The following is a 15,227-nucleotide window of genomic DNA, read 5'->3' on the forward strand; positions in this document are numbered from 1 at the left end:
TCTCAGGCGATCGCAAGTCGCGGGCTTAATCGAAGTTCATAATAAGCTATGAAATTCCTGAAGCTACTGCCTCAAATTAGGGTGAGATATTTAATCATTATCGTTTTAGTACTGGGTGTATTTTTTCGATTTGTTAATCTGGAGCAAAAATTTTACTGGTACGATGAGGTCTACACCTCATTACGAGTTTCTGGCTACACGAGTACAGAAGTCATCCAAGACTTGCTTGATGGTCATGTTATTAGCATTGAAGAGTTACAGAAGTACCAACACCCCAACTCGGACAAAGGTGTAATCGATACAGTCAAGGGTTTAGCGATTGAAGAAACACAACTGCCGCCCCTGTATTTTTTGATGACGCGGTTTTGGGTGCAGTTGTTAGGTCATTCCGTGGCAGTGACTAGAAGTTTGTCTGCCTTGTTGAGCTTGCTGGTGTTTCCTTGCCTCTATTGGCTGTGCCGAGAATTATTTGAGTTTCCGTTAGTTGGATGGGTAGCGATCACACTGATGGCTGTTTCACCGTTCCATGTACTGTACGCTCAGGAAGCCCGAATGTATAGTTTGTGGACGGTTACTATTTTGCTATCGAGTGCTGCTTTACTACGAGCCGTGCGTGTTAACACCAAAGGGAGTTGGGGACTCTATAGCGTAACCTTAGCATTAGGACTTTATACTCACTTGCTTTCTGTGTTAGTTGCTATCGCCCACGTAATTTATATCGCTGTTATCGAACGCTTCAAATTGAGTAAGGTAGCGAGGGCTTATCTTTTTGCATCCTTAGGGGGATTCCTTATTTTTTCACCTTGGCTTTTAGTCGTTATCATTCACTTTTATGGAACGGGAGGTGTAACAGGGTGGACGGGGAACAGCTTGTCCCTTTTAACCTTAGTGAAAATTTGGATTCTTGGCATCAGTCGAGTTTTCTTTGATGTAGATCTTGATAGTGTTATTGAGCAGTATGCAATAGGACTAGGTTTAGGCAATAATTCTGCCGTTAAAGAGGTCTTTGCCAACTCAGTTTTATTAATTTCAGTAAGTATCATTCTTCTCGTCTTAGGATTAATTGCCTATTCACTTTATTTTCTCTGCCGCCAAAGCCCTAAACGGGTGTGGCTGTTTATCCTAACCTTGGGTGGAGTTACAGCCTTGAGTAAAATTTTGCCAGATTTGATCTGGGGGGGGCAGCGGTCGGCAGTCAGTCGTTATCTTATTCCCTGCTATTTATCTCTACAGTTAGCGGTAGCTTACTTACTGGCGAGTAAAATTAGCACGATTTATGCTGGAACTCGGCAACAGAAGCTATGGAGAGTTGCCACAATTGCATTGATTTCGAGTGGGGTTTTATCTTGTGCAGTTATTTCTCAGGCAGAGGCTTGGTGGAATAGACCCGGTTCCCCCTACCATTATCCAGCCCGACTGATTAATCAAACGGCTAACCCCCTGTTAGTGAGTGATGCGGTTATAAACTGGTCAACTTCTAGCAGTCATTTGCTCGATCCAGATATTAACCTTGTCATTGGTTTTAGCTATCTGCTTGGGCAAAACGTGAGATTTCAGTTTGTATTTGAACCCCAAATTCCTCAAATTCCTGAAGAGGTCAGAGACGTGTTTTTCTTCAGTCCGTCTAAAACCCTGCGTTCTGGACTCATTCAAGAATATAAACACAAGATAGAACCAATTTATAAGCCCGGTGATATTTGGTATTTTGAAAAATTGGAGTAAATGTATAGAGGTCTAGATAATTGGCAATTGAGTCATCTTTATCCACATTATAATAATGATGATAAATTTCTGGAAAAGCAAAACGCAGAAACTGTACGGGGACGGCTTAAAAGCTTTAATTATTATCGCAATAGTGCTTGGTTTATTCTTTCGGTTCGTCAATCTAGACGGAAAAATTTACTGGTTTGATGAAGTTTTGAGTTCCCTACGAATTGCTGGCTACACGAGAGCTGAATTGTTCCAAGAAGTCGCAAGCAGTCAGCCCATGACCCTTCAAGATTTGCAGCATTATCAGAGTCCTAACTCTGAAAAAGGCTTGAGGGATACGATTAAATCGTTGGTAGTAGAAGACCCCCTGCAATCACCACTCTATTTTATACTGGGGCGATTTTGGATGCAGTTATGGGGTAATTCTGTAGCAGTGATCAGAAGTTTATCGGCTCTGTCGAGCTTACTTGCTTTTCCCTGCCTCTATTGGCTGTGTCGAGAACTCTTTGAGTCACCGCTTGTGGGATGGATAGCGATGGCTCTGATTGCGGTTTCACCCTTTCATGTGCTGTATGCCCAGGAAGCACGGATGTACAGTTTATGGACTGTAACAATTTTACTATCTAGCGCGGTACTCCTAAAGGCTATGCGGGTCAAAACCCACCTGAGTTGGGGAACCTATGCGGCAACAGTTGCACTAGGACTTTATACTCATCTTTTTTCAATTTTTGTTTTCATGGGGCATGGTGTCTATGTTTTGATAACCGAACGCTACCGTTTTAGTAAGAGGTTTAGGGTATATCTCTTGGCATCGCTGGCAGGATTTCTAGGGTTCCTACCCTGGATTTTAGTAGTCGCGTCTCACTTGAGCCTTATCCAGCAACAAACAGCCTGGCAATCTGCTAGAGTCAGTGTGTTGTCTTTGGGGCAAACTTGGGTGGTTAACCTGAGTCGTATTTTTTTTGATGTGGGTATTGGTGCTGGTGATGCCCATTTAGATACTTATGCAGTTCTTTTAATTGTCCCGATTTTAAGCTTATTAGGGTTAAGCGCCTATGCCGTTCATTTCCTTTATCGTTATAGTCCAAAGCACGTTCGATTATTTGTCTTGACCTCAATTGGGGCGACAGCACTAGCCTTAATTCTCCCTGACTTAATTATAGGAGGTCGTCGATCAACCTTTGCTCGATATCTCATTCCTTCCTATTTGGGTATTCAATTAGCGGTTGCCTACCTTTTCTCTACTAAAGTCACTATTATTCCTCTTAAGACAACCTTCCAGAAGTTGTGGCAAAGCTTTTTTGTCTTAGTGTTATCAGCAGGAATTTTATCATGTGTCATTAGCGCTCGTTCTGAAACCTGGTGGAACAAGTCTATTAATGAGTCGGTTCCCCAGGTTGCTCGTCTTATTAACCAATCTAAAAAACCGCTGTTGATTAGTGACAATAGTGAGGTTAGTGCCATTTTACCTCTGATTTATGTATTAGATAATAAGGTAAAGATAATGTTTATAGCAACTCCCAAAATCCCTAATATTAATTCAAAATTTAATTCCATTTTCTTAATCTATGCTTCTGAAGAACTACGAGATAAGCTTGAAGAAAATCGTGACTACAAAATCGATACGATTTATAAACCTGGTGAGCTTTTGCTCCTAGAAAAAAGCCGTGAATAACTTAATAAAATTAGGGTAATTAGTAAACGTAGTAATTTTATGCAAACAACAGTAAACCAAACTCGCAACTTTTCCTGGACTGGGTTACGGTTCTTCGTGCTCATCCTGTTAATTCTGGGTATAGTTCTGCGATTCGGCAATATCGATAATAGAGCCTACTCAGGGGACGAAACCTCTACGTCCCTACAGATTGCGGGTTACACTAAAACAGAATTAAGAGAGTTGGTTTTCAATGGTCGTGTTTTGAGCGTTGAAGAGCTACTGAAGTATCAGGATACCAATCCCAATAAAAGCTTGCTTGATACAGTGACGGCGATGGCGGCGGAAAACCCTCATCATCCGCCCCTCTATTATGTAATAGCCCGATTGTGGGTGCAGTGGCTGGGTCCTTCTCCAGCAGTGACTAGAGGGGTGGCTGCTTTTATTAGTTTGCTTATTTTTCCGAGTATTTATTGGCTGTGCTGGGAATTATTTGAATCATCCCTGGTAGGATGGATAGCGATCGCCCTAGTAACCGTTTCACCATTTCATGTGTGGACTGCCCAAACCGCTAGGGAATATAGCTTATGGGCAGTTATCATTTTAGTATCGGGTGCCGTACTACTGCGAACCTTACGGCTCAATACAAAGCGCAGTTGGCTGACCTATGCAGGAAACCTTACGGTGGGGGTTTATTCTCATTTATTTTTCTGGTTAGTCGCCATCGGATATGGAATCTATATATTTATTCTGGAAGGATGCAAACGCACTAAGACATTTAATGCGTATCTACGAGCATCATTGATAGGGTTTTTGGTGTTTGTACCCTGGATTGTATTAGTTAATACAGACTGGACGAAAGTTTATACTACGACAACCTGGACAAAGGAAAAACTCCCCCTAGTCTTGGGAGACGATAGCTTGCTCAAACGGTGGGCGGGGAACCTTTGCAGCATTTTTGCTTTTTTTGACTTTGACTATCAGAAGCCATTTCTTTTGTGGTTAACTGCTTGTCTGCTGGCAGGGATGGTGGGATATGCGATTTACTTTCTGTATCGTCACACCCCTCAACGGGTTTGGGTATTCATCTTTACCTTAATGGGAGTGACAGCTCTCACTCTCGTTCTACCGGATTTAGTTTTGGGAGGAGTACGTTCAGCGTCGAGTCGGTATCTAACCCCTTGTTACTTGGGGATTCAGCTAGCGGTTGCCTACCTGTTGGCGATGAAGATGATGCCTCTATCTGTTAAAGTCTGGCAACAGAAGCTATGGCAATTGCTTTTTATTGTGTTAATTTCGAGTGGAACCCTCTCGTGTGTCATTACTCCACCCCATCATCGATGGAATGGAACCAGTGTCGCATCTGAAGGTGTGGAAGTTAGTCAGGTGTCTCGCATCGTTAATCAAGCAAAATCTCCACTATTCATTTTGGATATTCGCCCGACTGAAATTCTACCCTTTAGCTATCAACTCGATCCCAAGGTGCGGCTTCAGTTAGTTGAGCGACCCAATGTTCCCAATGTTGCGGAGGGATTCAGTGATATATTTTTGTACAGTCCATCTCGAGAATTACGAAAAGGACTGGAACAAGAGCAGAACTACAAGTTAAAGGTTGTTGATGAATCTCTCCAGGTCTGGCAGTTAGAAAAATAGCAAACAGTCAAATCAGGTGACACAATGATCAAGGTCTTCATGCTCTGCTCGGGTTTGGGTCACACTCAACGAGGCTATGAATCTTTTTTTCGGGAGTGCTTTGATATTTTGTCGAATGATTCTTCTCTGGACATAACTTTGTTCAAGGGGTGTGGCAATCGTGAAGAAAAAGAAATTCCCCTATGGAATATACCTTACTACAGTTGGCTCGCTGTTCAACTGGGAAAATTAACCAAACGAGGCTCCTACGGTCCCTTTGTCGTGGAACAATTTTCATTTTTTTTAAATCTTTTGCCACACTTACAATACAATCAGCCTAATGTCATTTATTTCAGTGAAGACTATTTGGGGAATTGGCTCAATCGGTGGCGGCGTTTAACCCAGCAAAATTATAAACTATTGCTTCGCAATGGCGGTGCTACATCACCTCCCTATCACCATTTAGATAGCGTCCAACATATAAATCCCACTCAAGTTCAACGAGCGTTGCGGTATGGAGAACCTGTTGACAAACAAAAATTGCTTCCGTCTGGATTTCACATTCCCTTTGACTTACAAATACTAACCACTTCTGAGCGAGAATCTTTACGACGAAAGCTCAGACTTCCCGACAAACAGCCTTTAGTTCTTTCTGTAGCCGCTATTAACAAGTATCACAAGCGGATGGATTACATTATTCAAGAAGTTGCTAGACTTCCAACGCCACGACCTTATCTTTTACTACTTGGTCAGCAAGATTTAGAGTCGGCTGAAATCTTAAAATTAGGTAATCAAGTGTTAGGAACGGATAATTTTCAAATTAGAACAGTTCCTCGTAATCAAGTGGATGATTATTACAAAATTGCTGATATTTTCGCATTAGCTTCCCTAAGAGAAGGATTGCCACGAGTACTTGTTGAAGCAATGTCTTATGGCTTACCCTGCTTGGTTCATGATTATGAAATTACCCGCTACATTTTAGGAGAGCAAGGCTATTTTGCTGATTTACAATTGCCTGGTAATTTAGCAAGTTTAATCTCCCAAGTAGTAGTAAAAGGGTTTCCTTGGTCTAAGCGTTATCATCAGCATCGTAGTGCCTACGAACGCTTTAGCTGGAAACAACTGCATCTTAAGTACGTCGAAATGATTAAAAGTTGTGCTATGGCTTCCTAAACTTATTAAAATATCCTGTTACTAAGTAGTTATCCCCAGATTGTATTTTTTATGAGCGGTTATTTTTATGAGATACATAGCTTATTTTGGTTTAATCTTTATCACAATATTAATTAATAGTATTGCCCAAAAACTCTTTAAAGAAAAATGGAATTTGTGGGCGGGCTATGGTATCCCAATCTTCTTAATGATGTTATTTTTACTGACACCTCCAGGAGGCGGGTTAGGGGACTTTAACAAAGCTTACTATCCGGCTGGACGTTTAATTTTTGAAAACCCCTATAAGCTATATGATGAAACCTGTAGAACTTTTGTTAATCTGCCCATTATCGCTCTTTTATTTGTCCCTTTCTCTTTTACCTATAACCCTGATCAAGCTAGAATGGCATTTACAATAGTGGGAAGTTTATTTATTTTTATAGCTTACAGTATTTTGGCAAATTTTGTTAAAATTAGGGACTATAGGCAGCTAGCTGTAGTAGGAATTTTTGCTATCAATGGACCATTGTACTACAGTCTTAGACAGGGTAATACAACCCATTTTTTATTACTAATACTAACATTAGTGATCGTGTGTCTTCAGGAAAAGCGTGAAATTTGGACAGGAATTTTATTAGGTATAGCTGCTTTAATGAAACCTTTTTTGCTACTTCCCTGTATTTATTTTGCAGTTAGACAGCGATGGCGATTAACCGCAGCAGTCAGCGCAACGCTGTTAAGTGTTGTAGCAGCTTCAGTACTTTTATTGGGTTCAAACCTAAACTTGCTCTGGCTGAATCGGTGTATTTATGCATTTTCAGGTAAAGTAATCGGTGCTTTTAACGTTCAGTCAGTCGATGGCTTTCTATATCGCCTGTTAACTGATGGCGATTTAACTAACTTTATCCCTACAGATATGAGTTGGAACTTTAAACTATTTCGATACGGTTTGCTCTTAATACTAGTCGGTATGCCGACTTGGATATTGTGGCGGACAAAACCCCCTAAAACTGTAAACGACCAAAATTTAGAATTTTCTATTGTTCTTTGCTTATCATTGCTTATTAGTCCTATTTCTTGGACTCACTATTATCTCCTTCTATTACTCCCTTTCTCTCTGTACCTCGGCGATAAATTAGCTATTCCTAAAGGGTGGATTTGGTCTAGCTCAATGATAGTAAGTTTAGTACTCGTCTCACCTCCAGTGATATCATTCAATTCAGATAATTTTCTAATCAGATTTTTTGTTTCTCATTACTTCATCGGCGGAGTAGTATTGCTAGGAACACTTCTAGCAGCTCGATGGCAAACCTCCCCACAAATTCATCATTTTAATAAATAAAATATTGATTATTTAATTATGTACAAAAAAAACAATCGAATTGATGTTAAAAACTGGTTATTAATAGGTATTGTATTCCTAAGTTTAGTGATTCGTATTTTATATATTATAGCCAATAATTCCATTGAAACAGATGGTGCTGGGTACGCATTAATTGACACAGATGGTGCAGGATATGCGTTGATGGCTGAGAGTCTTGCCCAAGGGAAGGGCTTGCTTCCATGGGGAGAAACTGCTTACTTTATCTGGTCTCCTTTATATCCAATTTTAATTGCTCCTTTATACTCTATTCTAAATGACTCTGAGTTAGCTGGTCGATTTATTTCCTTTATAGCTAGTATCGCCACAGTTTTTATAACTTGGTATCTTGGAAAGCGAGCGTTCGGACAGAAAACTGGAATGTTGGCAGCAACATTAGTAGCCCTTTCTGTTCCTCTCATCAAAATGAGCTGGCGGGTGATTACAGAGCCCACCTATAGTTTTTTAATGATGGGTTGCGCCTTACTCACAATTCTCCTGTTCAAACGATTTACTTGGCTAGGTTCTGTAAAACTCGGTTTAGCTTTGGGTTTATTTTATCTATCTCGTCCGGAAGGATTGATACCTGCTGTCTGTATTATTAGTGTTTTCTTTGGCGGCAGTTTAGTTTACCGAAACTATAGAATATCGCTCCTGAAATACGGAACAGTTACCCTAATAGCATTATTATTCATCTTGTTGACCTACCTCACCTATGTTCATGCAAAAACAGGAGAATGGATGCTCACGGGCAAGACAAAAAATAATTGGTATATCAGTCATGTTGTGAATCAAGGACTCAAGTACGAAAAAGTCCAGTATGGTCTTAATGAGACAGCCACCGTCCTGGGTACTAGTAGATTGGAGTCTCCCCAAATCGTTGCTGCAATCGCTGAAAATCCTACTTATTACATCTATCGATACGTGAAATCTGCTTACCGGATGGGGGTGCTGTTTTGCAGATCTATGGGACTATTAGTACCCTTTATTCTAATTGGATTAATTGGATTGTTAAGAAATCCTCAAACTCGGCTTGATGCTTTTTTAAGCCTGTTGTTTCTTTCGCCACTTGTTTTATACCCAATTTTTTATATTCAAAACCGAAATATAGAAACTCTTATTCCCCTGGTTTGTTTGTATGCTGCTCGAGGATTTTTGGATGTCTTATCAAGATTGAATAAGTTCTCTATTTACAATCGCTTTGGTAATATCGTACTGCTTATACTATTTTTATCAGTCCTCAATCCTTTTGTAAAAGAACTACAGATGGCAATGAGAATCAAGTCTACTCAGCAGATTCACGAACACAAAGAAGCTGGACTTTGGTTGAAGGAACGAGTTCCTCAAGATTTCAGCATTATGTCAAGAAAACCTTGGGTAGCTTACTACAGCAGACGGAAACTAGAAGTCATGCCTTTTGCCAAGTTTAATTATCTGATTGAATACGCTGAATATCGCGGTGTTGACTTAATCGTTATTGACGAACGTTATATACCTTCAACCAGACCTCAGTTAAAATTTCTCCTCAAACCCTCTCAGGCTCCTTGTTATTTAAAACCTATCTACTCATCAACCAATGCTAAAGATAAAAAAATCATCATCTATCGACTTGATCGAGAAAATTTTTGCCAGACCAGTGAACAATTAGCAGAATAAATTCTTATTTTATTAACAACATTTTATGGTCATGACTAATCTGACAAAACTTTGGCAAACTATCGATCCTTTAACAAGGAATTTAATTTTGTTTCTGCTGGCTGATGCTTTGTTAATTACCTTAGCATTAAATCATTTTTTTTTGACTCCATGGGATGAAAGATTAGCTCTCTATCACACGGTTGAAAGAGTTTTTAAATTTAAACAAATTGGGGACTCTTGGGGACCCATGCTTAAAGCATTTGATTATCTAGATACTGAGCCTCAACATCCTTTATATTCAGAATTATTCTTTGAACAAAAAACAAAATTTCAGTATCCACCAACGTCTTTACTGATTTTCTATATTTTTCCTAAAAATCTAACAAAAATGCTTGGTTTAACTTCGTATCGTAGTGTATTGAATTATGTTTCTTGGGCATTTTTATGGGCAACAATAATTTACTCAATCAAACTATTTAAGCTAAGTTTGGCAGCCTTTAATTCTGGCAATAAAAATAAAAAAATTAACTTTCTTGTCAGAAACATTGTTTTAGTTGGCTATGGTTTAACTTTTTATCCGATGATAAGAGCTTATAGTTTAGGGCAAATACAAGTATGGATTAATGCTATGTTTGCCATACTGTTATGGTGTTGGGTGCGAGATAAAAAAAATTTAGCAGGTATCCTGGCAGGAATGATCTGCCTGCTCAAACCTCAGTACATTATTGTTTTTGCGTGGGGGCTATTTCGCAAGCAGTGGCGTTTTATCGTATTCTTTGCAGCAATATTACTCAACGGTTTGCTGATTTCAGTTTTATTATTTGGTCTAACTAATCATCTTGATTACTTAACGGTTTTGTCATTCATATCGAGACATGGTGAAGCTTTTTATACCAATCAATCTCCCAATGGGTTATTAAACCGACTGTTTTTTAATGGTAATAACTTGGAATGGCAAGGAGATTCTTTTCCACCCTTTAATTTCTGGGTTTATGCCGGAACAGTGATCAGTTCAGTCATATTAATTTCCATAGCATTATTTCAACCAAAGCTCAGTGGTAAACCAGGAAGTATTATTGATTTGTCTATTATTATACTCAGTTCTACTATAGCGTCTCCTCTTGCCTGGGAGCATAATTATGGAATTCTTTTACCTATCTATGCTTTACTATTCCCATGCTTGTTAAAGTCAAAAAAAATTGAAAAAATAAGTATTATTTATTTAGCAATAAGCTATACAATGTCTAGTCAGTATTTTGATTTTACAAAAACATTAGCTAATACCCCATTTAATATAGTCCAGTCTTATTTATTAATTGCAGGATTAATAGTACTTTTTCATTTATATAAGTTAGATAGTAATCCCAAAAACAGTTAATTAAGTTAATTTTTAAAAACATTTTGTTTAATGATTTTGCAAAAAACATGAAATCACTAACTCAGTATCGTCACAAAAAAACCTTAGCTATTGCGGCAATTTTTCTTGTCGTACTAGGGTTAATTTATGCTCTATTCTCTCATCAAGTTATCCTTATACTTTATCAAAATTGGCTCAGTAAAATCCGTTTTAAATCTATTAATACCAAATCTGTAGATTTTTATAAGAGATTAGCCGATAGGGGGTACTTCGCTTTTAACCTATTGTTTCTCAGTTTTATTTTAGGACTCCCTTTGAGTGTTCGCTTCCTCCAGGATTGCAAGAAAAAATTATTGAGTCCTAGAGAAGAGTTGAAAAAATTGAATACAGTCTTTTTAAAAAATAAACAAATAACCTTAACCGTACTATGCTTATTTGTAGGATTTTACTGTTTATATGTAACTCTGGGATTTTTACTTATCCCTAGTTATGAAAAATTTGATTTCTTTGGTTCAGACTTTGTTGAATGGTATAAGTATGACATTGTTCAAGCTCATAAAGGCTCACACCCTCTCCTACTATTAGCTGTAGTTCCCTTGCGTTCTTTACTAAAGCTCTTTCCTTTTTCGCAAGAAGCCTCAGCCGTAGTCCTCAATTCATTTTTTGGTGCTAGTGCTGTACTATTATCAGGTGTATTTTTTGCTAACTTCACCCGGAGAATATTGGATATAATACTATTAACAATTACGTTTGGTTTAACCATGAGCCAGATTGTTTTTAGCACCATTCCAGAATCCTATGCTTTGGGAGGCTGTAGCATAATTGCCACATACATCTTATTTTTGCTTTGCTTAAGTCGTCGAAAGCTTTATTTAAAATACTGGATTTTTACGGGTCTTTTTTCTTTCGGAATAACCATTACTAATTTTGCTCAAACTTTAATCTGTTTTGTGGCAGTACTCTTTGTTCTAAAGCAACAACAAAAAATTATTAAGAGTTTAGAATATATTAGCTCCGTTATTTTGCTTGCTTCTGGTCTTAGTCTCATTCAAAAATTAATATTTATCCGAGGGGCTAAAATTTTCTTTCTATCCCTATTTATGAGTGAATCAAGTTATATAGAATGGTATAATCCGTTTACTATTATCACAGAAGTTTTTAAGCACTTCTTTTTAGTAAATTTTATTGCTCCATCCCCATTTACAGGGAACATTAGTCCAGAAAACAACCGTTTAATGCTAAATTTTTTTCTACAACCCTTAATCTATAGTTTAATTGGTAAATTAGCTATTATTGTTTTCTTGAGTTTATTAATTGTTGGATTAATTAAGAATATTTTTGATCGAAACAAGCGAGTTATTACGATCACTGTCTCTTTATCTATAGTCTTCAATATTGCCCTACATTCAGTTTTTGGTGTAAGCACCCTATTTCTTTATACCTGTTATGTAACTTTCCCTGTCTTACTTTTGATTTTCAATGAATCAATTTTTAAGGTAAATTACTTTAAACTTATTTGGAGTATATTTATTATTTTAATGGGCTTGAATAATTTACTAGTAATAGGTAAAATAATTTCTACATAAAATTTGTCAATTAATTCTAAAACAAAGGACTTATGTGAACACGGACAAATCACAAATAATCTTGAAACTAGAATAGAACAAGAGTAAAAATTATGATGCAATGGAAAATTTTAGCAGGTTTACGTTTTTTCTTAGCTTGGATTGTGGTCTGTGATCACGTCAAAATTAATTTTCCTGATTCAGGATATCAAGGCTTTTTTTCTTTTTTTAGTAAATTTAATTCTCTGGCAGCAGTTCTAGGATTTCTTTTGATTTCTGGCTATTCTATCGCTAGTTCTATTGGCAGAAATTCAAAAGGTTTTTACCAACGGCGAATTTTGAGAATTTACCCTTTATATTTTTGTGCTGTTCTTTTTTCCTTAATACCCTTTTGGATGCATGGCAAAATTATTGAATTGCCTCGCGGCGAATCTGTTCAGCCTAGCTGGTTTACAGTTTTTGGCAATTTATTATTTTTAAAAAGTTTTGTTGGAAGTGTAGATGACATTAAAACTAATGTAGCCTTATGGACATTAAGTATTGAGGTAATGTGTTATTTGTTAGCGCCGCTATTTTTTAAAGCTAGCTATAAAATTTTAATTTTATTAATTTTATTATCTGCTTCATTCTATTTATTATCTCCCTATCTTTATCTAATAGTATCCCCCGATAATAAATTTCCCTTTCCTTCAGAACTTTCCTATGGCTTATCATTTGTGTTACTGCTGTGGGTATGGCTCTCCGGCTTCTTTTATTTTGTTCATAAAGACAATAAATTTTCAAAAATTGGATTAATTGGTTTAGGAGTCATAACTTTATTAATTAACTCTAACTACATTGGTAAGTCGGGATTGATAACCTATTGTGTCAGTTGCTTGGTATTAATTTATTTACCCTATCTAAAATTTCCCAATTTCTTACTAAAAATTTTTAATTATCTTGGAAATATTTCTTATCCGCTTTACTTGTTTCATTTGCCAACTTTTTTCGTTGCCTATTTGTTACTAGGTATTAACAATTCTATTCTCCTAGTTTTGTTAGCATTATTAAATTCAATTTTATTTTATCATGTTATTGATATCCCCATACGCATCCGAAAAAAGCCTGCCCCCTTAAGTTAGTTTTACTTAAAGGGAGTGAAAAGTTTCTGCACTTATTTATATAAAAGAACGTTGATAATTAATTATGAAAATTGCATTTGTTCTTCAGCCTATATTCCGAGTACCAGTCAATAAATCTATTTCAATACCTCTCTTAAATCATGAACTTGCCAAACGTCTAGCTCTTTCCCATGAAGTGATTGTCTACGCAGGCGGAAACCGCATCCATAAAAAAATAATCTGTGATGACGGTATCCTTTATTATGGTATGCCCACTGGTGCTGATGAAGTCTTCCTCAAAGTTTTTAAAGGATGGCGACTAATTTCTAGATTCCGTAATGATCAACAACCTCTTTTTGGTTATAGCTTTTATTATGGGGGGTATATATTACAAGTAGCGCTAGATCTGAGAAAGCAGAAATGTGATGTAGTCCATATTCATCACCTTTCTCAAAGCATTCCTGTGATTCGGGCAATAAATCCTGAAATAAAAATTGTGTTGCACATGAATATGGATTGGTTGACCCAACTCGACCACTTAATGATTGAGACACGCCTCAGTCAGAGTGACTTAATTTTAGGGTGTAGCAACTATATTACCGAAAGAATCCGCCAGCGTTTTCCCCAGGTTGCCGACCGTTGTCATACTGTTTTTAATGGTGTAGATGTTGATCATTTTATTGAAAAAGACTATTCCAGTACTATAACAAATAATGCTGTCAAACGAATTCTTTTTGTTGGCAGAGTTTCACCGGAAAAAGGGGTACATACCTTATTAGACGCATTTAAAAAAGTCGTCGAGGATTATCCTGACGTACAACTGGATATAATTGGCAAACAACTTGTTTTACCTCTTAACGAACTTATTGCTCTGAGTGACGATACTAAAGTTAAAGAATTAGCTTCTTTTTATTCTGGAAGTTATCTTAGTTCCTTGAAAAATAGACTTCCTCTCCATGTGGCAAGTCAAGTATCCTTTGTTGGTGGAATTCCCAATTTACAGTTGCTCAATTTCTACCATAAAGCTGACATCCTCATATTTCCGTCCATTTGGAACGAACCCTTTGGAATTAGCAATGTTGAGGCTATGGCTTCAGGAGTTCCTGTTGTTGCTACGCGAGTTGGCGGCGTCCTGGAAATTGTTGAGGATGGCAAGACTGGTTTGCTGGTAGAGCGGGATGACTCTACTGCCTTGTCTAATGCTATCCTTTATCTTTTGTCAAACGACAACGAACGAAAATCAATGGGACAGGCTGGACGACAACGAGCAGTTGAACTTTTTTCCTGGGATAAACTTGCCGAAAAGCTAATGTACCACTATCGTAACCTCTTTGAAAACTCCTAATCAATGTAAATTGTTATGAAAAAAATACATTTAAAAAAGTACAAATTCTTTAAACGTATCCGTCAAATTTTGTACTTGGTCGGACTCGCTTTTTGCTCCTTCTTGCTTGTCCTAATGACGGTAATTCCTATACGATTAGCAATTGCTAAAAACCAAGCACCTGAACCCCAAGTCATTCTAGTGTTAGGTGGTGGGAATGGACGAGAAAAGTTTGCGGCTAAGTTTGCTAAACAGCACCCGACCTTGGAAATTTGGGTTTCTTCTGGTCGTTGGCCCCATGGTCCTGAAGTTTTTGAAGCTGCAGGTATCCCCATTCATCCGTCCCTAGATGGGTGGCCCAACGGTCCTGATCCCGAACTGCATGAAGTTTTTGACAACAGAGATGTTCCTGGAGAACAACAAGTACGTTTTGGTTGGTTTGCGGCAGATACGGTGGGTGACTTTGCCCATCATGTCAAACCTTTGCAAGAGCGTAAATTTAAGCATATTTATATCATTACATCAGCCGATCATATGCCTAGAGCTAAGACAATTGCCACCTTAATTTTGGGTAGCAACGGTATTACTTTCACCCCTGTTTCAGTTCCATCAGAACAGCCAAAAGAATCCCAATTCTGGCTTCGTATTATCCGAGATGCGATCCGTTCCATTATCTGGATTATTACAGGCAATCCAACAAATACCCGATAATATCCTCTGCACCAAGCCTCAATA

Annotated in this window: 11 protein-coding genes; all 11 read left to right on the forward strand. The window is 37.8% G+C overall.

Annotated features, from left to right (window positions below):
• Nucleotides 1-48: 48 nt before the first annotated feature.
• The 11 genes from IQ257_RS01435 to IQ257_RS01485 all read left to right on the forward strand — a co-directional run bounded on the left by IQ257_RS01435 (nt 49) and on the right by IQ257_RS01485 (nt 15,203).
• Entirely contained in the window at nt 49-1,722 is a 1,674-nt protein-coding gene (locus tag IQ257_RS01435; protein WP_193873368.1) for a glycosyltransferase family 39 protein, read from the forward strand.
• Nucleotides 1,723-1,777: 55 nt separating this feature from the next.
• On the forward strand, nt 1,778-3,385 hold the full coding sequence (locus IQ257_RS01440) for a glycosyltransferase family 39 protein (protein WP_228060329.1): 1,608 nt from the start codon (nt 1,778-1,780) through the stop codon (nt 3,383-3,385).
• A gap of 39 nt (nt 3,386-3,424) precedes the next feature.
• Nucleotides 3,425-5,017, forward strand: coding sequence for a glycosyltransferase family 39 protein (locus tag IQ257_RS01445; RefSeq protein ID WP_193873369.1), 1,593 nt, complete (start codon nt 3,425-3,427; stop codon nt 5,015-5,017).
• A gap of 24 nt (nt 5,018-5,041) precedes the next feature.
• Nucleotides 5,042-6,169, forward strand: coding sequence for a glycosyltransferase (locus tag IQ257_RS01450; protein WP_193873370.1), 1,128 nt, complete (start codon nt 5,042-5,044; stop codon nt 6,167-6,169).
• A 67-nt stretch (nt 6,170-6,236) separates the two neighbouring features.
• Nucleotides 6,237-7,490, forward strand: coding sequence for a glycosyltransferase family 87 protein (locus IQ257_RS01455; RefSeq protein WP_193873371.1), 1,254 nt, complete (start codon nt 6,237-6,239; stop codon nt 7,488-7,490).
• An 18-nt stretch (nt 7,491-7,508) separates the two neighbouring features.
• The gene (locus tag IQ257_RS01460; RefSeq protein WP_193873372.1) at nt 7,509-9,164 is read left to right on the forward strand and encodes an ArnT family glycosyltransferase; all 1,656 of its coding nucleotides are present in this window, start codon (nt 7,509-7,511) and stop codon (nt 9,162-9,164) included.
• A gap of 31 nt (nt 9,165-9,195) precedes the next feature.
• Nucleotides 9,196-10,524, forward strand: a complete 1,329-nt coding sequence (locus IQ257_RS01465; RefSeq protein WP_193873373.1) for a glycosyltransferase family 87 protein — start codon at nt 9,196-9,198, stop codon at nt 10,522-10,524.
• Nucleotides 10,525-10,571: 47 nt separating this feature from the next.
• Nucleotides 10,572-12,089 (forward strand): hypothetical protein, encoded by a 1,518-nt coding sequence (locus tag IQ257_RS01470; protein WP_193873374.1) that lies wholly within the window; start codon nt 10,572-10,574, stop codon nt 12,087-12,089.
• Between the two features lie 92 nt (nt 12,090-12,181).
• Nucleotides 12,182-13,189, forward strand: a complete 1,008-nt coding sequence (locus tag IQ257_RS01475; RefSeq protein ID WP_193873375.1) for an acyltransferase family protein — start codon at nt 12,182-12,184, stop codon at nt 13,187-13,189.
• A gap of 64 nt (nt 13,190-13,253) precedes the next feature.
• Nucleotides 13,254-14,513, forward strand: coding sequence for a glycosyltransferase family 4 protein (locus tag IQ257_RS01480; RefSeq protein WP_193873376.1), 1,260 nt, complete (start codon nt 13,254-13,256; stop codon nt 14,511-14,513).
• Nucleotides 14,514-14,627: 114 nt separating this feature from the next.
• Entirely contained in the window at nt 14,628-15,203 is a 576-nt protein-coding gene (locus IQ257_RS01485; RefSeq protein ID WP_228060330.1) for a YdcF family protein, read from the forward strand.
• Nucleotides 15,204-15,227 lie beyond the last annotated feature (24 nt).

Origin of the sequence: Coleofasciculus sp. LEGE 07092, from assembly GCF_015207375.1 — a bacterium.
Classification (GTDB): Bacteria; Cyanobacteriota; Cyanobacteriia; order Cyanobacteriales; family Coleofasciculaceae; genus LEGE-07092.